Genomic DNA, 23,330 nt, shown 5'->3' on the forward strand with positions numbered 1-23,330 from the left:
ACACACAGGACGGCGCTCGCCGCCCTGACCCGCCGCTTAGGCCACGATCTCGACCTCGCTCAGCATGCGCCAGTTGCGTTCGAGCGTTCTCGTCGCGGAGCCCGCGACGGCGACCGTGCCGCTCAGATGAATGTCGCGGCTCGAGCTGCCGACCAGCAGATCGAAGTCACCGGGCTCGACGATACGCTCGCCGCACGCGTCGGTGAAGTTCAGCATGTCCACCGGCAGTTTCACGCGCACACGCGCCGACGCACCGGCCGCGAGCGGCACGCGCGCAAACGCCTTCAGCTCGCGGACCGGCCGCGCGACCGACGCGTGCCGGTCGTGCACGTAGATCTGCACGATCTCGGTGCCGTCGCGCGCGCCGATGTTGTCGACCGTGAAGCTCAACTCGATCGTACCGCTTTCGATCGGCACTTCGCTATGCGCGAGCGCGAGATCGCCGTAACGGAACTGCGTATAGCCGAGACCGAAACCGAACGGATAGCGGCAGCCGAAATGGTATGCAATCGGCGTTCCCGCGCTCTTCAGACGATGGTTATACACGTACGGCACGGCGCCCGCGCTCTTCGGCACCGACAGCGGCAGACGGCCGCTGAAATTGGCGCGGCCCACCAGCAGATCGGCCAGCGCCTCGGCGCCACGCTCGCCCGGCGCGAACGCCATGATCTGCGCGGCGATGCGGTCTTCGAGGCCGCCGAGATTGTACGGACGGCCGCCCGTCATCACGACGACCGTCGGCGTGCCGCTATCGACCACTGCCTGCAGCAACGCCTGCTGCACGCCCGGCAGGTCGAGGCTGTCGGTATCGGACCCTTCGCCGACCGTGCCGGACTGGAACAGGCCCGCCAGATCGCCGACGAACACCAGCGCGACGCCCGCTTGCCGGGCGGCCTCGACCGCGGACGCGATGCCGTCGGTGTCCTTGCTGATCAGCTCGTCGCAATGCGCGTCGCCGGTCAGATCGAGCGACACGTCGCCCGGGAACACCGGCGCGCCCGCGCGGCGCTCCTTGATGATGTCGCAACCCTGCGCGTGAATGACGCGCTCGTCGCCGAACAACGCGCGCAGCGAACGCAGCGGCGTCGCGATCGAAGCAGTGGACTGCTCGCCGCTGTTGATCAGGTGCACCGGGAAGCTGTAGCCGGCGAGCAGCGCGAGCGGATCGTCGGCGGTCGGGCCGATCACCGCGATCTTTTCCGGGCCGTGCGCGTCGAGCGGCAGCACGTCGCCTTGATTGCGCAGCAGCACCGCCGATTCGAGCGCGACCTGATATGCGGTATCGCCCGCGGTCGCGCTTTTCACGTCGACGCGTTCGGGATCGACGTACGGATTCTCGAACAGGCCGAGCTGGAATTTCACGCGCAGCACGCGCGAGACGGCGGTGTCGATCGTCGCTTCGCTGATCTCGTTGCGCTCGAGCGCTTCCTTCAGATGCACCGCGCACTCGTGACCCGGCAGCTCGACGTCGAGGCCGGAGTTGAACGCGAGGGCCGCGGCCGACGCGCTGTCGCGCGCTACCGCATGATGGCTGAACAGCAGGTCAACGCCCGCGTAATCGGCGACGACGAGACCGTCGAAGCCCCATTTCTCTCGCAGCGTGTCGTGCAGCAGCGCGCGATCGCCATGACAGGGTACGCCGTCGACGTCGTGATAGGCGGGCATCACCGAGCCCGCGTTCGCGAGCTTCACGGCCATTTCGAAAGGCAGCATGAACACGTCGTTGAGCTCACGCGGACCGACATGCACCGGCGCATGATTGCGGCCGCCTTCGCTCGCCGAATGACCGACGAAATGCTTGAGCGTCGCGAGCAGATCGCGCTGTTCGCCCTGCAGGCCCTTCACGTAATGACACGCTAGCACGCCAACCAGATACGGGTCTTCGCCGAGCGTCTCCTCGGTGCGGCCCCACCGCGGGTCGCGCGACACGTCGAGCACCGGCGCGAGCCCCTGATGACAGCCGATCGAGCGTGCCTGCTCGCCGATGATCGTGCCCACTTCGCCGACCAGTTGCGGATTCCACGTCGCCGCATAGTTCAACGGCGACGGGAACAGCGTCGCGTCCTTGATCATGAGCCCGACGAGGCATTCCTCGTGTGACATCACCGGAATGCCGAGGCGCGTGTCTTCGACCATCTTGCGCTGCAGCTCGTTGAGTGCGCGTACGCCTTCTTTCGGATCGACCGTATGCGTGCCGAGCGGACGCGTGATCTGGCCGAGGCCATGCTGCAGGATCTCGTCGACCGTGATCTGGTTGGCGCTCTGCGCGAAATCGATGCTACGCGCCTTGTGATTGCCATCGGCCGACAGCTTCAGCCACGCGGCGTGAAGCTGCGCAATCTTTTCGTCGAGTGTCATGCGCGCGAGCAGATCGGCCACGCGCTCTTCCATGGCTGCCGCTGGATTGCGGTAGAGCGGGACCTCACTTTGGCGAAGCAACATCGAAAACTCCTTTTTTTATCCTGGTGTACGAAGCGCATGAAGCGCCGACAAATCCGTTGTTTCTGACAAGCGTGCGGCATCGCGTTGCTTCAGCCCGGATGCCATCCCTTCTATTTCAGATACCTTTCCAGACTTCGCAGTCCTGCTAATCGATCGAACGCAGCCGCGACTCGAATTCGCCGTGTTTGATCGACTACGGGTCGTTCGTTGCGTCTAGCGACGCAACGCAATGGGACCGCGCTTGCTCGCGTCGTGCAAGCAGCGCGATCGCAAGCGGATCAGTGCAGACGCGGCAGCGCGAAATCCTTGTCGTCGAACACGTGGCACGCGTGCGGTGCGAACGCCAGTTCGACGCGTTCGTCGTGCGTCACGCCACCGTCGCCGGGCAGCTTGGCGATCATCGTGTTGCCGTCGCGCACGCCACCGTCCACATGCACGTAGCTGTGCTCGCCCATCCGTTCGACCAGGCGCACGGCGCAGCGGATTGTCTGCACGCCGGCCTGCGCCGACGGCAGGGCAAGATGCTCCGGCCGGACGCCGAGCGTGACCTGCGAACCGACGCGCTGCCTGCGGCCGTCGACCTCGGCGCGCACGCGCTCGCCCGTGGTCAGCTCGACCTGAATGCCCTTGTCGTCGACCGCGAGCACCGTGGCCGGCATGAAGTTCATCTTCGGCGAACCAATGAAGCCCGCGACGAAACGGCTCTTCGGCCGGTGGTACAGATCGAGCGGCGCGCCGATCTGCGCGATGCTGCCGTGTTTTTCCATGTCCGCGCCGGCGTGCAGCAGCACGATCTTGTCGGCGAGCGCCATCGCTTCGATCTGGTCGTGCGTGACGTACACCGCGCTCGTGCGGTTGAACTCGCGATGCAAACGGGCGATTTCGGTGCGCGTCTGCACGCGCAGCGCGGCGTCGAGATTCGACAGCGGCTCGTCGAACAGGAACACGCCCGGCTCGCGCACGATGGCGCGCCCGATCGCCACGCGCTGGCGCTGGCCGCCGGACAGCGCAGCGGGGCGGCGTTCGAGGTAGCTGTCGAGTTGCAGCGCGGCAGCGGCGCTGCGCACCTTCTTGTCGATGGTGGCCTTATCGACCTTCGCCTGACGCAGGCCGAATGCCATGTTCTCGTACACGCTCATATGCGGATAGAGCGCGTAGTTCTGAAACACCATCGCGACCTGGCGCTTCGCGGGTTCGACGTTGTTCATCAGTTGACCGTCGATGCGCAGTTCGCCGTCGGTGATCGATTCGAGACCGGCGATCATGCGCAGCAGCGTGGACTTGCCGCAGCCCGACGGCCCGAGGAACACGCAGAATTCGTCCCGGCCGACTTCGAGGTTGGCGTCGCGGATCACCGAGTTACCGCTCGTATAGGACTTCTGTACGTTAGTGAGAGAGATGCTTGCCATATCGTTTATACGAGGTTCGGTGTGCGGGCCACTTTGGCCCACACGATTCGAGGTGAGGTGCGATGCGGATCAGCCCTTGAGCGAGCCGGCCATCATCCCCTTGATCACGCGCTCCTGACCGAACGCGTAGGCAACGATCAGCGGCAGCGACGTGAGCACGAGGACGGCCAGCATCGAGGGTATGTTCGACGCGTATTGCCCCATGAAGTCCCAAATCGCGAGCGGCAGCGTACGGTGCTCGGCCGTCGACGTGAGCATGTACGCGAAGATGAACTCGTTCCACAGACCAATGCCGTTGAAGATCGTCACGGTGGCGAGCCCCGGTGCCGAAAGCGGGAAGAAAATACGCCAGAAGATGCGGAACGGACTGCAGCCGTCGAGCTGCGCCGCTTCTTCGAGCTCGCGCGGAATCTGGCGCATGAACTCGGTCAGGATGAAGATCGACACCGGCAGACTGAGGGCCACGTAAGGGCCGAGCAGCGCGAACGCGGTGTCGTAAAGGCCGAGGTTGCGCGTGAGCAGATAGATCGGCACGAGCGTCGCATGCAGCGGCACGATCATGCCGGCGACCACCAGACCGAACAGCGTCTTGTTCAGCGAGAAGCGCAAGCGCGCAAACACGTAGGCCGCCATCGCACTGATGATGACGATCAGCAGCACCGACACGCCCACCGTGAACACGCTGTTACGGAAATAAGTGAAAAACGGCCCCTGCAGCACAGCCGCGTAGTTACCCCAATACAGGTGGCTCGGCGGCGCCCACACTGACGTCGCGAAGGTCTCTTCCTGGCTCTTGAAGCTCGATGCGACCATGAAGAGAAACGGAATCGTCGTGACGGCCAGCCAGGTCAGTGCCAGCAGAGAGGAACCCCCACGCGGGGGAAGCGTAGTTTCTTGTTCATGGTTCAGACCTCGGTTGCATAACGGCGGGTGAAGTACATCGACACCGCCGCCACCGTGATGACGATAAGGAACATCGCCGAGCCGATGGTGCTGCCGTAGCCGAGTTGAAACGAACTGAACACCGTGCGATACATGTAGGTGGCCATCACCTCGGACGAGCCTTCGGGGCCGCCACCCGTCATGACGAAGACGAGATCGAAGTAACGCAGCGACCCGAGCACGGACAGCAGCACAGCGGTGCGCACCGTGCCTTGCAGGTGCGGCAGCTTGATGCGCCAGAAAATGGTCCACTCGGATGCGCCGTCGAGGAGCGCAGCCTCGTTGACCTCGGCCGGCATCGACGAGAGGCCGGCGAGAAACAGAATCATGTAGAAAGGCGCGTTCTGCCAGATGATCACGGCGATGGTCGCAGCCAGCGAAAAATGCGGATCGCCCAGCCAGTCCATCGCGAAGCCATCAAGCCCGAAAGCCTGCAGCGCGACGTTGATCGGACCGAAATTCGGATCGTAGATTTGCTTGAACAGCACACCGATCGCCACGCTCGACATCAGCAGCGGCAGGAAATAGAGAACCTTGAGCAAGCGCGAGCCACGACCGGCCTTCTCCAGCAGCACGGCGAGCGCGAGCGCGATCGGAAGCTGGACGACGATCGACGCGACAGCAAGAATCACGTTGTTCTTCAGCGATTGCCAGAACACCATGTCGTGCGCGAGCCGCGCCCAGTTCGCGAGCCCGATATAACGGGCAGTGTTGCCGAGACCGTTCCAGTCGAGCAGCGACAGCCGCAGGCTGGAGACGAGCGGATAAAGCAGGAACACGGCCAGCAGCAGCAGCGACGGCGCAAGAAACACAACCGTGACGAGCGTTTGCGATGAAAATCTCAGCCGGCGTTCGGGTGTAGCGGAAAGTGCGATATTCACGGGCTTGTATGCCGACCGGCACCTCGCGGTGCCGGTCGGACTTTTCTTTAAGACTGGAGATCAGCCGCCCTTCTTCGAAGCGGCTTCCATTTGCTGCGCAGCAGCCTCAGGCGTCAGCGACAGACCGAACAGTGCTTGCGTCGTGTCCTTGTGCAATTCACCGAGGGCCGGCGGCAGTGCCTGGTCGTACCAGAGCTGCACGCTCGGAGCGGCGGCAAGCATTTGCTGCAGACGCTGCGTGAACGGATCGTCGATCTTGACGTTATTGACCGGCGGGAGCTTGTGGTCATCCGACGCGCGAGCCTGCATCGCCTGCTCGTCGGTCAATGCCTGGATCAGCTTGAACGCTGCGTCCGGCGTCTTGCACTCGGTCGAGATGCTGAGGAAGCCGTCGCCGACCGTGCCGATCAGGTCGCGCGGATCACCCTTGCCACCCGGCACGCTCGGGAACGCGAAGAAGTCGAGATCCTTCGAGAACGTCGGATTTTCGTTCGCGATCGTCGAAGCTTCCCAGGCGCCCATCAGCTCCATGGCAGCCTTGCCCGTGTACAACAGGCGGCGCGAGGCGCCCGAGTCGTAATCGAGACCGTTGATGCCCGGTGCGAACGCGCCAGCCTTCACGAGTTCCTGAATGCGCTTGCCGGCTTCGACGAACGCCGGATCTTCGAAGCCCTTGCCCTTGCCTTCGATCGCGTCCTTCACGACTTGCGGACCGCCGATACGGTCGACGAGGTACATGTAGTACATCGAACCGGTCCACTTGTTCTTGTTCGCGAGCGAGAACGCTGCAACGTTGTGCGACTTCAGCACTTCAACGACGTGCATCAGTTCATCCCACGTCTTCGGCGGCGTGATGCCGTACTTCCTGAAGACTTCCTTGTTGTAGAAGATCACTGCGGCCGCCGCGTTTTCGGCGGCAACACCGTAGGTCTTGCCGTCGAACGTCGTGACATTCCATGACGCTTGCATGAAGCGGCTGCGGTACGCCGGATCCTTCTCCAGGTACGGCGTGAGGTCGGCGATCTGGCCGGATTTCACGTACTCGTGCAGCCCGCCGCCGCCCCAGTTCTCGAACACGCACGGCGGCTGGTTCGCGCCGAAAGCGACCTTCAGCTTAGTCTTGTACGCCTCGTTCAGGACGTGCGAATTCTCGACCTTGTAGCCCGGAACCGCCTTTTCGAATCGATCCGACGCGTCGCGAATGATCTTGCTCGACGACGCATTGGTCTGCTGGTCCCATACCGTGATCGTTTTGGAGTCCGCCGCTACGGCGTTCGAAACAACTGCAGACAACGAAAATAGCAGCGCCGTCGCGCCGATGATGGACCGCGCTTTAAACAAAGCCGGGTACGCCATGGGTGTGTCCCCTCTTCTGGATTTATAAGAAATCACCAAAACATTAACGTTAGCCTTAACGTTAATGAATGTTAGGTCGATGCGTGAAGTAAGGCTATGCGGGATTTTACCTGGTCCCGGCGGGCTGCGACGCAACTGCCGGATAAGATGGACCGATTGTGGGAAAGCTGAAATATAAAGGGTTCTGCTAGAATAACGACTACATAAACGTTATCGCTAACGCGATTAGCGAGTCGACCCATCCAATGACCTCTCGCACACCTTCGACCCGCATGGCAAGACAGACCCCAACGCTTGAGCACGTTGCCAAGCTTGCCGGGGTGTCCCAGATGACCGCGTCGCGCGCTCTCAACGGCCGTCCAGGCGTGTCGCGCGAAACCCGCGACGAAGTCCTGAGAATCGCGTCGGACATCGGTTACGTCGTCAACCGCACCGCGCAGAAACTGTCGGGCGGCCGCAACGGCATCATCGGCATCATCACGCCGACACTCGACACGCAATTCTCCAGCGAACTGATTCTCGGCGCGGGCCGCGCGGCGCGTGGCGCGGGCTGCGAGATGCTGGTCTACACGGTGTTCGACGAAGATCGTCATACGCATCACGACCTGCTTGGGCTCATCCAGCAATTCTCCGACGGTATCCTCGCCATTCTTCCGCGCGAGTCGCTGTGCCTCGAGGCGCTCGCCACCGCGAAGGTACCGGTCGTCGTCGTCGATCAGCGCGGCACGCTGACGGGCTTCCCGTCGGTGTCGGTCGACAACTACGGCGGCGCCTGTCTCGCGGTCGAGCACCTCGCCGAGCTCGGTCACAAGCGCATCGCGTTTCTGGCCGGCGACGAAACGATCGAAGGCGTGCGCGACCGGCAACGCGGCTATCACGACACGCTGGCTCGCCTCGGCCTGCCGCGCGAAGACTCGCTGGTCGCCGCGGGCGACCTGTCGCAAATGATGGCGTTCGACGTCACGTTCGACCTGCTGAATCTCGCCGAGCCGCCCACCGCGATCTTTACGGCCAACGACCAGAGCGCGTTCGGCGTGATCGCCGCGATCCGCGAAGCAGGTCTGCGCGTGCCGGACGACATCTCGGTGATCGGCTTCGACGACATCCCGATGTCCGAGCAGTTTCACCCGGCGCTCACTACGATCCGCCAACCGTTCCAGCAAATGGCGCGCTCGGCGGTCAACACGCTGCTCGCGCAGATCGCCGGGATCGACGCCGCTTCGCAGCGCATCACGCTGCCGGCGGAACTGGTGGTGCGCGATTCCACCGGCCCAGTCCGCACCAGGCAGCGCCGCGTCCGTCACCAGATCGTTTCGACGTAAGTCGACGCGCGCACTTTCGCATCCGAAGTCACGAGCGCGCCGCCATGCGTGCGCGCGGTCGCGACGATCAGGCGTTGATGCAAGGCGAGCGTGGGCGGCAGCGTGGCCGCGCGAAACGCGATCTCGGTGTCGACCGGAATCATCCGCACGCCGTCGAGCGACAGAAACGTCGACATCCAGCTGCGCGCGTCCATCGACAGCCCGAGACTGCCGACCTTCACGAATTCCGCGATTTCGAACGCACTGATTGCCGAAATCAGGATCTCGCCGCCGGCGAGCTCCCGATCGATCGCATCGTGCGCGGCCTGGCTCAGCGCTTTCTGCCTGCCGAGCCAGCACACGAGCGCAAGCGTGTCGAGCGTGATCATTACTCGTCCTGCTCGGCAGCGACAGGCTGCAACGCGTGCTTCAGGTTGAAATGCGTAATCGACGCGCGCAGCAGTTCGAGCGGATTTTCCTGCTTGCTGCGATACGGCCGGATTTCGATGGTGGGTTGCCCGCGGTCGGTGACGACCACGGTTTCGCCCAATGCCTCGACCTGACGGAACAGCTCGCAGGCCCGGGACTTGAAAATGGCTTTAGATACTCGCTTTTCCATGACGCTCTCCACCCAGCAAAAATCCAACGGTATTTTTTGTATCGGGCCGGTGCGCCCGCAGGCGAACACCCGCGATGCGTGCCCGACATTCTTTATCAACCTTGCTCTCAGTCGTTGCTTCCCAGCGGCGACAACTACCGTAACCGCGACACAGCCTGCAACGGTCGCGCCAATTCCTGCGCGCAACCGATGCACGTTCATCTAATCAATTGGTTTTACACAGACCGCACTGGCCATACCGGGTCGTGCCGGAAAGCGGCGCGGCGCGTCTTGGCTTGCAATGTTTTGCCCCGTGTTATAGATCTTCGAATAGATGCAAACTTGCTTAACGTTACCCTTAACGTTAGCGGATGTTAATGGCGCATGTTCGCGGCCGCCATGCGGAGTTTACCTAAGCTCCGAACCACTATCCGACCCCTCGACTGGACCCTCTAAATCAAGCCCGGCAAGGAGAAAGCTCAATGCAAGGCGTCGAAAGTGCCGCGTAATATTTAATGCGAGCTGGCTAACGTCGTCGCTGCTTGCGTCAGTCTTCGTCGTTCGATGCAGGGAGCCCGGATGAAGGCTCCGCATCGAAATGCACGATCCACGCATGCAACGATTCGCGCGGCTTCTTCAGCCTGCCGCGCTGCTGCGGCTCTCGTTCGGTAGCCGGTTGCCCGCGGTTCGCGGCAGCAGCGGTTTCACCAGACGTCCGGTCAGACCGGTGCCCGGACGGATTGCTAGCCGCGGCCTCGCCATCGTCGTTCGCTACATTTTTCTCCATCGCACTATCCGCCATCGGTGTACCGTTGCTCACTCGCCGACATCGGCCTGTCAAACCACCGCGCCGACGTCCTCGCCGACTTCGGGTCGCGCGAGGCTCACCGCCGCGCCGTTCGCATCGAACAGCGTGACCGACGACGACGCCACCTTGATCCCGACACGCGCGCCGACCGCGTGCTGCGCGTCCTTCTTGTCGAGCTTCAGCGCGATCGCGTGCGCCATGCCATCGAGTCGAGCATGCAGGATCGAGACGTCGCCGAGATGCTCGACCAGTTCGACACGCGCGGCGAGACCTTCGTCGAGCGAGCCGATGCCCAGATGCTCGGCGCGCACCCCGAGCGTCAACTCGCCACTGACCGGCTGCGCCGGCCGGCCGGGCAGCACGATGCGCTGGCTCGCGCCGGCGAGCGCCACGACGGTTTGCGCATCGCTTCGCGACACCAGCGTCGCGGTCAGCATGTTCATCTGCGGCGAGCCGATGAAGCCGCCAACGAAGCGGTTCGCCGGCCGCTCATACAGATCGAGCGGCGCGCCGGTCTGCTCGATGCGGCCTTTGTTGAACACGACGATCTGCTGGCCCAGCGTCATCGCCTCGACCTGGTCGTGCGTGACGTAGATCATCGTCGTGCCGAGTTCGCGATGCAGCTTCGCGAGTTCGATACGCATTTGCACGCGCAGCGCAGCGTCGAGATTCGACAGCGGTTCGTCGAACAGGAACACGCGCGGCTTGCGCACGATCGCCCGCCCGATCGCGACGCGCTGGCGCTGGCCGCCCGACAGCGCCTTCGGTTTGCGCTCCAGCAGATGTGTGATCTGCAGGATCTCGGCGGCACGGCCCACCGCCTCGCGCACCTCCTTTTTCGACTTGCCCGACAGCTTCAGCGAAAAGCCCATGTTTTCCGCGACCGTCATGTGCGGGTAGAGCGCGTAGCTCTGGAACACCATCGAGATGCCGCGGGCCGTGGGCTGCAGATCGTTGACGCGTACGCCGTCGATCAGAATGTCGCCGCCCGTCACTGACTCGAGCCCCGCGATCATGCGCAGCATCGTCGACTTGCCGCAGCCCGACGGTCCCACGAACACCGTGAACTGGCCGTCCGGGATGTGCAGGTCGATGCCCTGGATCACCTGCGGTCCTTCGCCATACGTCTTCGTGACGTTGCGCAATACGAGTTCGCCCATTTGATGCCTCCTCCTCAATCCTTGTACTTTCAGACCCCGCGTGACGCTATCCCACTGCCGCACTACTGTCGCGCCACGCGAGGTTCGATGCGCCCGTCGCCGGGCGTGCGCCTCAGCGCACGGCCGCGACGCCGGCGTGTTGCGCGATCACGTCGCGATACCACAACGCGCTGTCCTTCAGCGTGCGCTCCTGGCTCGCGTAGTCGACGTAGACCATGCCGAAGCGCTTGTCGTAGCCCGACGCCCATTCGAAGTTGTCCATCAGGCTCCAGGCGAAATAGCCCGCCACGTCAACGCCCTGTTTCACCGCGTCCGACAAGGCGGCGAGATGCAGGTCGTAGAAGCGCACGCGCTCGGCGTCGTGCACGCGGCCGTTATCGAGCACGTCTTTCGCCGCGCAGCCGTTCTCGGTGATGTAGATCGGCGGCAGCTTGTAGTCGGCGTTGATGCGCGTCAGCAATTCGGTGAGACCTTGCGGATAGACTTCCCAATCCATGTCGGTGAAGCCGAGCGCGCCCGGCGGACGCTTCTCGCCCGATGCGCTCGCGAAGATCCGCGTGTAGTAGTTGACGCCGAGGAAGTCCATCGGCGTACCGATCACGTCGAAATCGCCGCTCCGGATCACGTCTTGCGGACCGTTCGCGCCATACCATTCCAGCGCCTCGGCCGGATACTCGCCCTTGAACAGCGGGTCCATGTACCAGCGCACGAACTTCGCGTATTCGAGCGACGCGGCGGCCTGATCTTCGGGCGCATCCGTCGCGCCATGCGCTGGCGACTGGTTCAGCACGATGCCGAGCGGCGCCCTCACGCCATCGGCGCGCAGTGCCTGCAACGCGAGACCGTGCGACAGCAGCAGATGGTGCGCGACATGCGCGGCCTTCTTCAGATCGGCGTTGCCCGGCGCGAAATAGCCGGTTGCGTTGCCGAGCCACGCGGTGCACCACGGTTCGTTGTGCGTCGCGATCGATGCAACGCGATCGCCGAGCACGCTGCCGATCTTGCGTGCGTAGTCCGCGAAGCGATAAGCGGTGTCGCGGCTTTCCCAACCGTTTTGCGTATGCTGCAGCGACAACGGCAGGTCCCAGTGATACAGCGTTGCGAACGGCTGGATGTCGCGCTCGAGCAAACCGTCGACGAGGCGCTCGTAAAACGCGAGGCCCTTGTCGTTGAATGCGCCGCAGCCAGTCGGCTGCACGCGCGGCCAGGCGATCGAAAAGCGATAAGCCTTGACCCCGAGTTCGGCCATCAGGTCGAGGTCTGCCTCGACCTGGTGATAGTGATCGCATGCGACATCGCCGTTCTCGCCGTTCACGACCTTGCCCGGCACGTTGCAGAACGCGTCCCAGATCGACGGGCCGCGGCCGTCCTCATGCGCTGCGCCTTCGATCTGGTAGCAACTGGTGGCGACGCCCCAGACGAAGTCTTCGTTGAATCGATACGTCGACATGGATGATGTTGTCCTGAATGGTCACGCCTGCGAGGGCGTGAAAAATGAAAGAAAGAATCTCAAGCCTTGACCGCGCCGGTCGTCAGACCGTCGATCAGACGCCGCGAGGTGAATGCGAACAGCACCAGCAACGGCAGCACCGCGACCGCGGAGCCCGCCATCACCGCGCCCCAATCCGAATTGGTCGGACTTTGCAGAATGCGCAGAGCGAGCGGCAGCGTGTACATCGACGGCGAACGCAGCACGACGAGCGCCGACAGAAAGTTGTTCCACGCCTGAATGAAGCTGATCAGTCCAAGCGTACCCAGCGCCGGTCCCAGCAGCGGCATCACGATGCTCCAGTAGATGCGGAATTCACTGCAGCCGTCGATGCGCGCTGCCTCGATCAGCTCGGACGGAATCGCCGCCGCGACGTACTGGCGCATCAGGAACACGCCGAGCGCGGCGGCCGCGCCAGGTACGTACAGCGCGCGCGGCTGATCGATCCAGCCGAGCAGGTTCATCGTCATGAAGGTCGGAATCATGCCGAGGAACGGCGGCACCAGCATCGCGGTCAGCGCGATCGCGAACAGCGTCTTCTTGAAGCGGAATTCGTACATCGCGAACGCGTAGCCGGCCATCGACGTGACGAGCAGCGTCAGCACGGTTTGCATCGTGGCCGTATAGAAGCTCCAGCCGAGATTGCGCCAGAACGGAATGTGCCGCATCAGCGAGGCCATGTTGTCGAGAAACGCGCTGCCGAACCACAGCGGGGGCGGCATCGAGAAAATCTCGGAACTCGTGTGCGTCGCGAACACGAACATGAAGTAGAACGGCGAGAACATCAGCAGCGCGCCGACCACCACGATCGCGTAGCCGATATAACGGCCCTTGTTGCTCGACGATTTCATCGCTGTGTCTCCTCGTTCATGCCGCTGCGGTGAAAGATCCTCGTGTTCAACCACATCAACGCGCCGATCGAAACGAACAGCAGCCATGCGATCGAACTCGCGGTGCCGAAATCGCCGTCGTGGAATGCGGTGCGATACATATAGACGGCCGTCGTCAGACCGGACTGGCTGGTACCCATGCCTTCGTTCGGCAGCAGGATGAACGGCTCTTCGAACAGTTGCAGCCCACCGATGATCGACAGCGTGACCGCGAAGAAAATCATCGGCTTGATCAGCGGAATCGTGATGCGGGTGAACTGTTGCCAGCCGTTCGCGCCGTCGATGCGCGCGGCCTCATAAAGGTCCTTCGGAATGGTTTGCAGCGCCGACAGATACAGCACCGTGTTCCAGCCGACATAGCGCCAGAAGATCACCACCGACACTGCCGGCTTGACGTTCTTCGGGTTATACAGCCACTCGATCGGATGCGCAGGGACGATCCAGTGCAGGCCGGGCAGCTTGCCGAGCTCGGCGATCGCGAGGTTGATCATGCCGAAGTCGGTCGAATACAGCGACGAGAAGATCAGCGCGATCGCGACGCTCGACGTGATGAACGGCAGGAAGTACAGGCCGACCACCAGGTTGCGCCAGCGGCGAAACGCGGTTTGCAGAAAGAATGCGAGCGGCAGCGCCACCAGATGCTGCGGCACGCCGGACATGATCGCCATCGACGCGGTGTTGTACAGCGACTTCCAGTACCACGGGTCGGTCAGCGTGAACGTGAAGTTCGACAGACCCACCCACTTCATGCTCGCGAGCCCCGCCGTCGCGTCCCAGCTCTGGAACGACAGGTACAGCGAAAACAGCAGCGGGAACGCCATGAATAGCGCGAACAGCAGGAAAAATGGACCGAGAAACAGGTAGGGTGCGACTTTCACCGGATCGAGCCGCGAAGTTCTGCGCGGCGCGGCGAACGGCGCGGGCGAGCTCAGCACGTCGCTCGCGCGCGCATCGCGGGCGACCTCTGGGGTCGTGGGCAGCGGGGTGTTCATCAATAGTTCCGTCCAGTCGGGCGTAGCCGGGATCGATGACCGGCCACGCTGTTTGCAGCAGACTTGCAGCGCACTGCGACACACTTCGGTCGCGGCACGCAGCGTGCCGCGACCTTGCATCGATACCGCTTAACGGCGAACCCGATGCGCGATCTGGTCCTGCGCTTCCTGGAGCGCCGTATGCACGTCTGCACCGTCGTCGACGACCTTGTCGAGCGCCGAATGCACCGCTTCCTCGGCGACCTGGTCGTACTTGCTACGCTGGATCACCGGGATGTGCGAGGCTGCGTCACGCCAGATCAGACGCGCTTTCTCGTTGCCGAGGAATGCGACCGGCTCCGCGAAAAACGTGTCGTTCTGCGCGGCAAGCAGCGCGGGGAATGCGTCGATCGAACGGAACGATGCGAGCTGCGTGTCCTGGCGCGTCGTCAGGAACTTGATCAATTCCCACGACATCGGCTTTTGCGTCGCCTTCGCCGGGATCGAGTAGAACGTGCCGCCGAACGATGCGTACGCGTTGTTCGGCAGATTGGCCGCGCGCCACAGACCCTTCGTGTCCGGGGCGATCCACGACGACAGGTGGCCACCGAGCCACGCGCCCATCATCTGCGTCGAGACGGTCCCGCGCTTGAAGCTTTCGGCCCATTCGTTCGACCAGGGCGTGATCTTCGCGTCGAGACCGAGGTCGCGTGCTTTCTTCGCGAGCTCGAACGCCTTCACGAAACGCGGCGACGTGACGACCGGATTGCCGGCCTTGTCGAAGTACACGCCATCGCCTTCCTTCATGTCGGCGCGAATGTAGATGTCCTCGATATCGCGCGATGATGCCATCAGGTACGCACCCGTCGCCTTCTTGATCTTCACGCCCGCCGCCAGGTACGAGTCCCACGACTTCGTCAGGTCGGCTTCGGTCACGCCCGCCTTGTCGAGAAGGTCCTTGCGATAGAACAGCGTGCCCGGACCGATATCGGCCGGCATGCCGACGATCGTGCCGTCCTGCGTGGTCGCCTGCGCGAACGTGTAGTTGATGAACTGGCTTTTGTACTGGCCCGCGTTATACGGCGCCTTCGACAGATCTTCGAGACCGCCGCCCGAGGCGAAGCGGCCGATAAAGCCGACCTCCACCGCCATCACGTCGGGCAGATTGGAGCTCGTCGCGAGTGCGGTGGTCATTGCGTTGTGGTGATCGGCGATCGCGAGCGACGACACCTTGATGTCGACGTCCGGATGCAGCTTCTTCCACGCCGGAAGCGCGTCCTTGATTTCCTGATCCAGCTTCGGAAAGACCGCGACCGTCAACGTGGTGTTAGCGTGCGCGCCGACTGCGGCCAGGCTGAGCAGAACGGCGGCGGCAGAGCCTGAAAAGCGGAATTTCATTACTCGTCTCCTGAAGAACCCTGTTTGAATTGCATTTGATGAATACCCGGTTGCTGCGACCTACTTCCCCTGTTGTCTTTGTTGCTGCTTTGCTTGGTGCTGCTTTGCCTGGTGCTGAATGCGCTGCTGAATTTCTGCTTGACTGCCGATACCTGAAAGCGCTTTCACGTTGAGGCGAAAAAACAGCCGCTACGTAGGCGTATCCCCCCGTTTTACCGGCGCCGTGATTCGCCGCGTGGTTTCACGCGTCACGAGCGTGAGCGGAATCGGGCTTAGCGCGATCGACTGCTTGCGGATCATCTGCACGATGCCCTGTGCGGCGAGGCGGCCGATTTCGTAAGTCGGCTGGCGGACCGTCGTCAAAGGCGGCGTCATGTACGACGATGTCGGCAAATCGTCGAAGCCGACCAGCGACACGTCGTCGGGCACCCGCACGCCGCGGCGGAACATCGCGAGGCGCGCGCCGTACGCGGTTTGATCGTTTGCGCAGAACACCGCGCTGAACGATGGATGGCGCGCCATCAGGCGCTCCATCGCTGCGACGCCGCCCGTTTCGAGGTAATCGCCCTGCTCGACGAGATCGGCATCGAAACCGATGCCCGCTTCCTCGAGCGCGGTCCGGTAGCCGACGAGGCGCTCGATCGCATCCTCGTGACTTGCCGGCCCGGCGATGAAGGCGATCTCGCGATGGCCTTGCTCGATCAGATGATGGGTCGCGTCGCGTGCGCCCTGCATGTTGTCGATCGGCAGGCCAGCGAGCGTCGCGCTGTTTTGTACCGAGCGGCCGAGTACGAGCATTGGCGCGTGCCGCGAGTAGTCGGTCAACGTCGACTCATCGAGTTGCGCGTGCAGCAAGATGATTCCATCGACGCGCCGCGCGATGAACTGCTCGAGGCGCGCCTTTTCGTCGTCGATGTTCCAGCGGCTGCTCACGAAGATCGGCGTAAAGCCCGGCTCGTACAACGACTCCTCGATGCCGCGCAGCCACTCGGCGTAAAACGGGCTCGACACCGCCTGCGTCAATACGCCGATCGTTTCGGTCCGCCCACTCGCGAGACTGCGCGCGAGCACGTTCGGCCGATAGTTGAAACGCGCGATCGCCGCTTCCACCGCCTGCTGCTTGGCGGGAAGCACGCGCGCAGAACCGTTCAGGATCCGCGATACGGTGCTCGGAGAAACACCAGCCGCGCGCGCGATGGCTTCGAGCGTCACGTTGGGCGCAGCAGGTACGTTGGATACCTTGGGCGCGCCGGGTTTATCGTTGGAGCCGTCGTGGGTCATGAGTTCTGCCTGAATCGTGTGATGAAAGCGCTTTCAGATATGAAGAGGCGCACTACGTCCGGTGATGAATTCGAAAAAAAGGAAAAAGCAGCCGATGCGACGAGGGTGGAGGAGGCGTCGCACCGGCCTCTCTATGAAAGAGAAATAAACAGTCCTTGAAACAAAGAGATCACTGCAATTGCTGATCAGGCAACCTCAACTCAGAACGAGGTCATGATCCCGGCGAACACGCCGGTCTGGCTATGACCATAGTTCGGGTTGCTGTTCGACGACGTGCCCGTCACCGCATCGAAGTTGTTGTTGCCGTACGGCCCGTTGCCGAGGTTCAGGTTCGACGTCGAGCTGTTGTGCACGTAGCCGGCTTCCGTGTACAGGAACGTGCGCTTCGACAGCGCGTACGTCGCGGCGAGCGTGAACAGCGTTGCATTGCCGTTGCCGTTGTTCGCGTTCGCGTGGTAGACCGCAGCCGTCACCTGCGTGGGCGTCGTGACTTGCCATGCGGCGCCGAACCATTCGTGGTTCACACTGGTCGGCGCGCTCACGCCGAGAGGCTGCGACGCATCGGTTACGCCCACGCTCGCGTTGGTCGCGTCAGGCGCGCTCAGGTGCTGGTAGCCCGCGTACAGCTTGACCGGACCTAGCACGTACGTGCCGCCGACAAGGGCCATCCGCGAAGCAGAGTAGACGTTGTTGAACGAGCCGTTGGCGCCGCGCACTTCGTCATAGATCACGCGGACGTCGCCGTTGCCCCACGTGTACACACCTTCGACCGCGTTCGTACGACCCTGGCCGGTCGGCACGCCAGCCGAGTTGACAGGCGCCGAGTTCCAGCTCGTGTTGTTGGTCAGCGAATACTGGCCCTTCAGCACGAGGCCGCCGAACAGCACCGGCGAGTTGTACTCCGCGCCGTTGCTGGTGCTCGTCCAGTTGCGGCCGCGCACCAGTGTCGAGATCGCGTAGCGCTGCATCACCTGCGGGTCGGTGCCCCAGCTGTCCTGCGCCAGTTCGCCGGCGCCGAGGTTACCGATCTTGAACAAACCCCAGTGGTCGTTCGTCAGCCCCACCGTTGCGTGACGGCCGAACAGATTGCCCGCGGATGCACCAGTCATCGTGTTGAGCTGTCCTTCGAGCTGGAAGACCGTCTTCGTGCCGCCGCCGATATCTTCGGCGCCCTGCAGGCCGAACCACGAGCAACCCCAGTCGCCGCTTTGGGCTGACCACGCATGGCCGCCCGGGAGGCCGGTTTCAAACTGGATGCCGTTGTCGATACGGCCGTACAACGTGACACTGCTCTGCGCATGGGCCACCGTCGTCGCGGCTGCCATCACCGACACAGCAATAAGCTTCTTCTTCATTTAGATATCCTATATATATTTTGGCGTCTCCAAGCCGCACAGGACGCACGCGTTCTCACACGTTTCCCCTCTTGCCGAAATGTTCGCTACTTATTTGCTTCACATTTCGAGGCGATTATAGGGATGACCTTGCGCCGCGCATCAAACTAACTGCTCAGGGAAAACGCTGTTATCGATAACAGTTGCGCGCCGGACGATCCCGCAGTAGCGCCCTGCTTTGTGACCATTACGTGATGGTCACAAGCGTCGGAAATCCGTTTGAACTCATGCACCGAAACGATGCGCCAATCCGTCTCGCGCGTCGCTCAGCGCTTGCTTAACAAGGAAGACGCGCTCGAATGCAAGCAAAATTTCGCGCTTGATGTTGCGAAGATGCAACGAGCCGCCTCGCTTGCATTGCCGGTTTGGGCTTGACGAACTGGCGCAGGAGCCGCCAGCAGTGGTGGACATTAGCGACTATCATCAATGCATACGATGCCGGGCAACGAGCCGGGCTCAGCCGCGTAGCAGGCTGGGTGCAGGATTGTCGGCGCATCCGTCTGGCTCTCGCGCTCCATCACGACCGCTCCAACCAGCTCCCATCCCTCGGCTCTCGCTGTTCCCCCGCCACGCCGCACATGCGACGTCCCGTTCGAACACGCTGCCCTTGCAACTTTTCTGCGGGCGAAGGCACGACCGCCCATCGCCCCGACTGGCAAAACCTCGGCGCGCAACCGCGATAACCGCGACGCGTGCAGTGGAAAGAGGATTTTGTCCAGTGCACTTCCGACGCCTCGCATCGAGTCGAACCGGAAGATTTGCCGGCGGATTTTGCCGGCACACCTTGGCACTCTAAGGAGGTATCGTGAAAACAGCCCTTGTTTCTACACTCGCGCTGCTGATTTCAAGCGCAATAGCGCCGGCGGCCCATGCCCAGGATTCGCAAGCCACCGACCAACAACTCGCCCATAGCGTGCGGGTCGCGGAGGCGCACAGCGGAGTCGGGATGTCACATGTGTTCGTCTTTGCCCACTCGGGGCAGATCACGTTGCTCGGATGGGTGCCCGAGCGGGACCATGTCGCGCGTGCCGAGCAGAGTGCGATGTCGGTTCCGGGTGTCACCTCGGTGGACAACCGGCTCTCGCCCGACGCTGGCTCGCTGAACGGGCATTGAAATCAAACTGAATCGCCGCGCGGACGACGATTGAAGCAAACCCGCGCGTTCAACGGATTCAGTTTTCCTGTCTCGCCAGTTGGGATTCAGTGACTGGCGCCCTGTTTCGCGCCGTTAGCCGCGCGGCGGTTCCGTGCAATCCCGATCTGAAAGCGCTTTCAACCCACGCCGTGTCAAGCCGGTCGACTCGACGCTGATTCACCATCCATGTCTCGTCGATATGTCAGGTAAATCCCTCATAGCGGGGCTGACAGAGGCTGCTTAACATCTTCTCTGTTATCGGTAACGGTAAGCATAGTTAGAGAAGACATCCGAACCGGCATTCCGTCACAAGGAGACCAGGAGTGCGTCCTTTGAGGACTTCAATGCGCATGCTCTGCGCAGCCGTCGCCGTTTGCGCGCTCGCAACCGCAGGCTGCGCGCACAACCAGGCCGCCGTCGCTCATGACGGCCAACCGCTCGCCGCGGCGCCCGCTGAAGCGCTGCCGCCATTGCGCAGTGTGATGGCCGCGCACTTCAAGGTCGGCGCGGCGATTGAACCTGATTCAATCGACAGTCCCGCCGACGCGGCGCTCGTCGCCGCCCAGTTCTCGAGCCTGACCGCCGAGAACAAGATGAAGCCGGGCACGATCGGCGTCGCGGAAGGCAAGTACAACTTCGAACCGGCCGACAGGATCGTCGCGTTCGCGCAAGCGCACGGCATTGCGGTGCGCGGGCACACGCTCTTGTGGCACTTCAAGGCCGGCGACTGGACCGAGGCGCCGGACTGGTTCTTCGCCGGCGATCCGAAAGATCCGCTCTATCACGACATCGTCGCGAAGCGGCTCGATCGATATGTAACCGACGTCGTCACACACTTCCGAGGCAAGGTCTACGCGTGGGACGTAGTCAACGAAGTGATCAGCGACGATCCGCATCAGGTGTATCGCGAAGACAGTCCGTGGTATCGGACGCTCGGCAAGGACTACATCGCGATCGCTTTCCGCGCGGCGCGCGCGGCGGACCCGAACGTGAAGCTCTATATCAACGAGTACAACACCGACGATCCGCGCAAGCGCGCAAAGCTGCTCGCGGTGATCCGCGATTTGCGCGCGCAGGGCGTGCCGATCGACGGTGTCGGACATCAGATGCATATCAGCGTAAATTGGCCGCCGCTGCCGAACATCAAGCAGGCGTTCGACGACGTCGCCGCGCTCGGCCTCGAAAACCAGGTGACCGAGCTCGACGTGAGTCTCTATGCCGATCCCGGTGAATGCTGGAGCGATCCGCATGCATGTCTGCCGGACCTCGGGCATCCAGTGCCGAACGACATCATGCGCGCGCAGGCCGAGCGTTATCGCGCCGTGTTCGCTCTGTTCGAGCAGGAGCCGAGCATCAAGGCGGTCACGTTCTGGGGCTATTCGGACAAGCACACGTGGCTGACGTCGACGCCGGTGGCGCGCAACAACCTGCCGCTGCCGTTCGATGCGAACCTGCAGCCGAAAGCGGCGCTGTGGACGATCGTCGATTCGTCGTATCAGCCGTAACGTCGATCTTCGAGCCGAAAAGCAGGCGGCCCGCGGTAGGTGCGGGCCGTCTGGTCACATCTCGCGAGGGTGGCAGTGCAATTGCCGTCAGCTTGATTCAAAGCATCGAGATTTCAAGGCTCGTCCGAGCCGACCTGCTCGAGCGAATTCAGATTTTCGGGGAAATCGTCGGGCGAACCGTCGGCGGTTGCATGCGTGCGCGGCGGTGACTTGACGACCGGCGGCGGCATCTTGCCGATGCCTTCGTCGATACGCTGCAGCAGATATGGGAAGAACGGGTTCGACGCGATGCGGAACATCGAATCGAGCGTCAGAATCAGTGTGCCGCGTTCGCCGCGCGGCGCGAGCGTGCCGAGGTTCTCGTTGAAGTTCTCCGAATCGTCCGGCGCGATGCCGTACAGCGCGTCGGTGATCGGGAATGGAATCGCGACGTGCGACAACGAGAAAATATCCTGCGGATAGTCGATATCCAGCGGCTTGACACGCGTTTGCACTTCGCCCGCATAAACGCTGCGCTCGACAGTACGCGCTGAATCCGGCGACACGTTGGCGATCACCGTCGTGCGATAGTTCTGCGGACCGATGCGCAGTAGGCGCGAGAGCGCCGTGTACGACGCGGAGCGCAGGAAGGTCCTGAAGCGCACGCTGCGGTTCACGTCGAACAGCACGATTTCGCTGCCGTTCTCCGGCAGCTTGTCGTAGAGCGCCGACATCACCGCTGGCGTGCTGACCGTGAAATCCGTCACCGACTGGAACGTCAGGATAGGCGGCAACTTATCGAGCCGGTTCTCGCGCTCGAGCCGCGCAATCTGTTCCTGAATCACGCTCGTGAGGAGAAAGGACTGTCGCGCGCCATTCACAGGAAACGAGTTGTACTTGAACGGGTTGAACTCCGGCACGATGCCGAGCCACGCGGCGCGCGCGAAGGCCGGTAGCACCGCGGGCAATCCGGCGAGACCGGCAAAGCGTGCGTAACGCGTGACGCCGATCATCGGCGAGATCAGCACGACGCGCGTCGGACGCGCGAGCGCAGGATTCTCGATCGCGTCGAGCGCATATTGCAGTGCGAGCGCGCCGCCGTTCGAAAACCCGACCAGCTCGATCGGCTTGTCCGGCCCCACGCGACGGCGCGCTTCACGCACCGCGAGCCGAGTGGCCGCGGTCCAGTCCTGCCAGTGCACGTCGACGAGCCCCGCCGGCACCGTGCCATGTCCGGGTAAGCGGATGCCGATCGCGACGAAACCGCGATCACGATATCGACGCGCGATATGCCGCATGCTGTACGGCGCATCCGTCATGCCGTGCAGCAGCACGACCGCGCCGACGGGTGGCCCCGACGGCTCGAGAATGTACGAGTGATTCCAGTTTTCGGCGAAATGCCACGGAAAAATCGGCGAGCCCTCGTAATAGCGGTTCGCCGGAATGCGCTCGGACGGCCGCAGCTTTTCAACGACATTGACGCGCACGTCGTCGAAAATCCGATTTTCCGCCTTGATGTATGCGTTCCAGTCGGCGGTGTCCATTTCCTCGACGGTCATTTCGCGCGGCACATAGGTGTGCCATACCGACAGCTCCGGCCCGCGCTGCGAATACCACGCGCGTAGCCCCAATGCGAGCACCGCCAGCAGCACCAGAACCCATGCACTTATCGTTATTACCTTCAGTGACGTGCGCAGCATTCGTGTTCTCTTGATGAGATGAAGGTTGCACCGCGCGCAGGCTGCTCTCTGCGTGGTGTGCGCATGCCGCCATCGCGGCGGCTTCCGGTGTGGATATCCTAAGGGCTTTTAATCACCGGTTCAAACTTTGTCGGCCGGGCGGGCAACGCGACGTCGACAGCGGCTCGAGTATGAACGGATGATTTTCATGACGAACTGGGGATGCGCGATGTCGCGAGCGCGAATGAATTCGCCCCATTCGCTTCGCTACTTGACATTCGACGTGAGGAAAATGGCACGGAATGCATACGGCGTCGCGGGGAAAGGAGAGGTGCCCCATGGAAGAACGGTCCTTCTGCGACGCCTCGGAAATCGCTTCACTCGACGGCCGTGGAATGCCTGATCAAGGCCTGATCGGGCCGTGCGCTTCAGTAACGAAGCCGGGACGTGACCCAGGTCGCGCCCCAGCCTTGCCTGCTCGCTGGTAATTACTGCCGGCCGCGGATATTGCCGGCCACGCCGCCCGCCGCGCCGCCGATGATCGCGCCGGTCCACGCATCGCCGCCGGAGATCGCCGCGATGCCCGCACCGGCGCCCGCGCCAAGTGCCGCGCCGCTCACCGTTCCCTGCGTCTGCGGGCTCATGTCCGTGCAACCGATCATCGCAGCCAGTGCGCCAATACTGACGATCCACCCAAGTCGTTTCATGATCG

At 62.7% G+C, this 23,330-nt stretch carries 20 protein-coding genes; 3 read left to right on the forward strand and 17 right to left on the reverse strand.

Annotated features, from left to right (window positions below; translation table 11 throughout):
* Positions 1-36: 36 nt before the first annotated feature.
* The 5 genes from OKW29_RS04480 to OKW29_RS04500 all read right to left on the reverse strand — a co-directional run bounded on the left by OKW29_RS04480 (position 37) and on the right by OKW29_RS04500 (position 7,030).
* A complete protein-coding gene (locus OKW29_RS04480; RefSeq protein ID WP_429290131.1) occupies positions 37-2,442 on the reverse strand; it encodes a glycoside hydrolase family 3 N-terminal domain-containing protein in 2,406 nt (801 codons plus the stop codon).
* Between the two features lie 278 nt (positions 2,443-2,720).
* Positions 2,721-3,851, reverse strand: a complete 1,131-nt coding sequence (locus tag OKW29_RS04485; RefSeq protein WP_429290132.1) for an ABC transporter ATP-binding protein — start codon at positions 3,849-3,851, stop codon at positions 2,721-2,723.
* Positions 3,852-3,920: 69 nt separating this feature from the next.
* Positions 3,921-4,664 carry a carbohydrate ABC transporter permease gene (locus tag OKW29_RS04490; protein ID WP_429290133.1) on the reverse strand — a complete coding sequence of 248 codons (744 nt, stop codon included), beginning with the start codon at positions 4,662-4,664 and terminating at the stop codon, positions 3,921-3,923.
* A 92-nt stretch (positions 4,665-4,756) separates the two neighbouring features.
* Positions 4,757-5,674 carry a carbohydrate ABC transporter permease gene (locus OKW29_RS04495; protein ID WP_429290134.1) on the reverse strand — a complete coding sequence of 306 codons (918 nt, stop codon included), beginning with the start codon at positions 5,672-5,674 and terminating at the stop codon, positions 4,757-4,759.
* Positions 5,675-5,734: 60 nt separating this feature from the next.
* On the reverse strand, positions 5,735-7,030 hold the full coding sequence (locus tag OKW29_RS04500) for an extracellular solute-binding protein (protein ID WP_429290135.1): 1,296 nt from the start codon (positions 7,028-7,030) through the stop codon (positions 5,735-5,737).
* 272 nt (positions 7,031-7,302) lie between these two features.
* On the opposite strand from OKW29_RS04500, the gene OKW29_RS04505 reads away from it, so the two are divergent.
* Entirely contained in the window at positions 7,303-8,352 is a 1,050-nt protein-coding gene (locus OKW29_RS04505; RefSeq protein WP_429290136.1) for a LacI family DNA-binding transcriptional regulator, read from the forward strand.
* Here the strand turns inward: OKW29_RS04505 and OKW29_RS04510 are convergent.
* From OKW29_RS04510 to OKW29_RS04555, 10 genes are all read right to left on the reverse strand, one after another.
* Positions 8,331-8,720 carry a type II toxin-antitoxin system VapC family toxin gene (locus OKW29_RS04510; RefSeq protein ID WP_090810623.1) on the reverse strand — a complete coding sequence of 130 codons (390 nt, stop codon included), beginning with the start codon at positions 8,718-8,720 and terminating at the stop codon, positions 8,331-8,333. The two genes, OKW29_RS04505 and OKW29_RS04510, sit on opposite strands and share 22 nt — an antisense overlap.
* The gene (locus OKW29_RS04515; RefSeq protein WP_429290137.1) at positions 8,720-9,151 is read right to left on the reverse strand and encodes a type II toxin-antitoxin system Phd/YefM family antitoxin; all 432 of its coding nucleotides are present in this window, start codon (positions 9,149-9,151) and stop codon (positions 8,720-8,722) included. Before OKW29_RS04515 ends, OKW29_RS04510 begins: the two co-directional genes overlap by 1 nt.
* Positions 9,152-9,476: 325 nt before the next feature.
* Positions 9,477-9,716 (reverse strand): hypothetical protein, encoded by a 240-nt coding sequence (locus OKW29_RS04520; RefSeq protein ID WP_429290138.1) that lies wholly within the window; start codon positions 9,714-9,716, stop codon positions 9,477-9,479.
* 50 nt (positions 9,717-9,766) lie between these two features.
* Entirely contained in the window at positions 9,767-10,897 is a 1,131-nt protein-coding gene (locus OKW29_RS04525) for an ABC transporter ATP-binding protein (RefSeq protein WP_429290139.1), read from the reverse strand.
* A 112-nt stretch (positions 10,898-11,009) separates the two neighbouring features.
* On the reverse strand, positions 11,010-12,347 hold the full coding sequence (locus OKW29_RS04530; protein ID WP_429290140.1) for a GH1 family beta-glucosidase: 1,338 nt from the start codon (positions 12,345-12,347) through the stop codon (positions 11,010-11,012).
* A gap of 59 nt (positions 12,348-12,406) precedes the next feature.
* On the reverse strand, positions 12,407-13,237 hold the full coding sequence (locus OKW29_RS04535; protein ID WP_184023565.1) for a carbohydrate ABC transporter permease: 831 nt from the start codon (positions 13,235-13,237) through the stop codon (positions 12,407-12,409).
* Positions 13,234-14,268 (reverse strand): carbohydrate ABC transporter permease, encoded by a 1,035-nt coding sequence (locus OKW29_RS04540; RefSeq protein ID WP_429290141.1) that lies wholly within the window; start codon positions 14,266-14,268, stop codon positions 13,234-13,236. Before OKW29_RS04540 ends, OKW29_RS04535 begins: the two co-directional genes overlap by 4 nt.
* Before the next feature lie 129 nt (positions 14,269-14,397).
* Positions 14,398-15,645, reverse strand: a complete 1,248-nt coding sequence (locus OKW29_RS04545) for an ABC transporter substrate-binding protein (protein WP_429290142.1) — start codon at positions 15,643-15,645, stop codon at positions 14,398-14,400.
* A 189-nt stretch (positions 15,646-15,834) separates the two neighbouring features.
* Entirely contained in the window at positions 15,835-16,926 is a 1,092-nt protein-coding gene (locus OKW29_RS04550) for a LacI family DNA-binding transcriptional regulator (RefSeq protein WP_429290143.1), read from the reverse strand.
* Positions 16,927-17,126: 200 nt separating this feature from the next.
* Positions 17,127-18,281 (reverse strand): porin, encoded by a 1,155-nt coding sequence (locus OKW29_RS04555; RefSeq protein WP_184068257.1) that lies wholly within the window; start codon positions 18,279-18,281, stop codon positions 17,127-17,129.
* An 844-nt stretch (positions 18,282-19,125) separates the two neighbouring features.
* Here OKW29_RS04555 and OKW29_RS04560 point away from each other — a divergent pair.
* Both OKW29_RS04560 and OKW29_RS04565 read left to right on the forward strand, forming a co-directional pair.
* The gene (locus OKW29_RS04560; protein ID WP_187616500.1) at positions 19,126-19,434 is read left to right on the forward strand and encodes a BON domain-containing protein; all 309 of its coding nucleotides are present in this window, start codon (positions 19,126-19,128) and stop codon (positions 19,432-19,434) included.
* 371 nt (positions 19,435-19,805) lie between these two features.
* Positions 19,806-20,960, forward strand: a complete 1,155-nt coding sequence (locus OKW29_RS04565; protein WP_429290144.1) for an endo-1,4-beta-xylanase — start codon at positions 19,806-19,808, stop codon at positions 20,958-20,960.
* Between the two features lie 113 nt (positions 20,961-21,073).
* On the opposite strand, the gene OKW29_RS04570 is transcribed toward OKW29_RS04565, so the two are convergent.
* Entirely contained in the window at positions 21,074-22,639 is a 1,566-nt protein-coding gene (locus tag OKW29_RS04570; protein WP_429290145.1) for an alpha/beta hydrolase, read from the reverse strand.
* A gap of 467 nt (positions 22,640-23,106) precedes the next feature.
* The gene (locus OKW29_RS04575) at positions 23,107-23,325 is read right to left on the reverse strand and encodes a YMGG-like glycine zipper-containing protein (RefSeq protein WP_018422694.1); all 219 of its coding nucleotides are present in this window, start codon (positions 23,323-23,325) and stop codon (positions 23,107-23,109) included.
* Positions 23,326-23,330: the final 5 nt, after the last annotated feature.

Source organism: Paraburkholderia sp. CI3, assembly GCF_050436505.1.
In the GTDB taxonomy this organism is placed as follows: domain Bacteria; phylum Pseudomonadota; class Gammaproteobacteria; order Burkholderiales; family Burkholderiaceae; genus Paraburkholderia; species Paraburkholderia tuberum.

Bases quoted from the DNA above. Each gene is read 5' to 3' on its own strand.
- OKW29_RS04480 (WP_429290131.1), bottom strand. From the start codon at position 2,442: ATGTTGCTTCGCCAAAGTGAGGTCCCGCTCTACCGCAATCCAGCGGCA.
- OKW29_RS04485 (WP_429290132.1), bottom strand. From the start codon at position 3,851: ATGGCAAGCATCTCTCTCACTAACGTACAGAAGTCCTATACGAGCGGT.
- OKW29_RS04490 (WP_429290133.1), bottom strand. From the start codon at position 4,664: ATGGTCGCATCGAGCTTCAAGAGCCAGGAAGAGACCTTCGCGACGTCA.
- OKW29_RS04500 (WP_429290135.1), bottom strand. From the start codon at position 7,030: ATGGCGTACCCGGCTTTGTTTAAAGCGCGGTCCATCATCGGCGCGACG.
- OKW29_RS04505 (WP_429290136.1), top strand. From the start codon at position 7,303: ATGGCAAGACAGACCCCAACGCTTGAGCACGTTGCCAAGCTTGCCGGG.
- OKW29_RS04510 (WP_090810623.1), bottom strand. From the start codon at position 8,720: ATGATCACGCTCGACACGCTTGCGCTCGTGTGCTGGCTCGGCAGGCAG.
- OKW29_RS04515 (WP_429290137.1), bottom strand. From the start codon at position 9,151: ATGAACGTGCATCGGTTGCGCGCAGGAATTGGCGCGACCGTTGCAGGC.
- OKW29_RS04520 (WP_429290138.1), bottom strand. From the start codon at position 9,716: ATGGAGAAAAATGTAGCGAACGACGATGGCGAGGCCGCGGCTAGCAAT.
- OKW29_RS04525 (WP_429290139.1), bottom strand. From the start codon at position 10,897: ATGGGCGAACTCGTATTGCGCAACGTCACGAAGACGTATGGCGAAGGA.
- OKW29_RS04530 (WP_429290140.1), bottom strand. From the start codon at position 12,347: ATGTCGACGTATCGATTCAACGAAGACTTCGTCTGGGGCGTCGCCACC.
- OKW29_RS04535 (WP_184023565.1), bottom strand. From the start codon at position 13,237: ATGAAATCGTCGAGCAACAAGGGCCGTTATATCGGCTACGCGATCGTG.
- OKW29_RS04540 (WP_429290141.1), bottom strand. From the start codon at position 14,268: ATGAACACCCCGCTGCCCACGACCCCAGAGGTCGCCCGCGATGCGCGC.
- OKW29_RS04545 (WP_429290142.1), bottom strand. From the start codon at position 15,645: ATGAAATTCCGCTTTTCAGGCTCTGCCGCCGCCGTTCTGCTCAGCCTG.
- OKW29_RS04550 (WP_429290143.1), bottom strand. From the start codon at position 16,926: ATGACCCACGACGGCTCCAACGATAAACCCGGCGCGCCCAAGGTATCC.
- OKW29_RS04555 (WP_184068257.1), bottom strand. From the start codon at position 18,281: ATGAAGAAGAAGCTTATTGCTGTGTCGGTGATGGCAGCCGCGACGACG.
- OKW29_RS04565 (WP_429290144.1), top strand. From the start codon at position 19,806: ATGCTCTGCGCAGCCGTCGCCGTTTGCGCGCTCGCAACCGCAGGCTGC.
- OKW29_RS04570 (WP_429290145.1), bottom strand. From the start codon at position 22,639: ATGCTGCGCACGTCACTGAAGGTAATAACGATAAGTGCATGGGTTCTG.
- OKW29_RS04575 (WP_018422694.1), bottom strand. From the start codon at position 23,325: ATGAAACGACTTGGGTGGATCGTCAGTATTGGCGCACTGGCTGCGATG.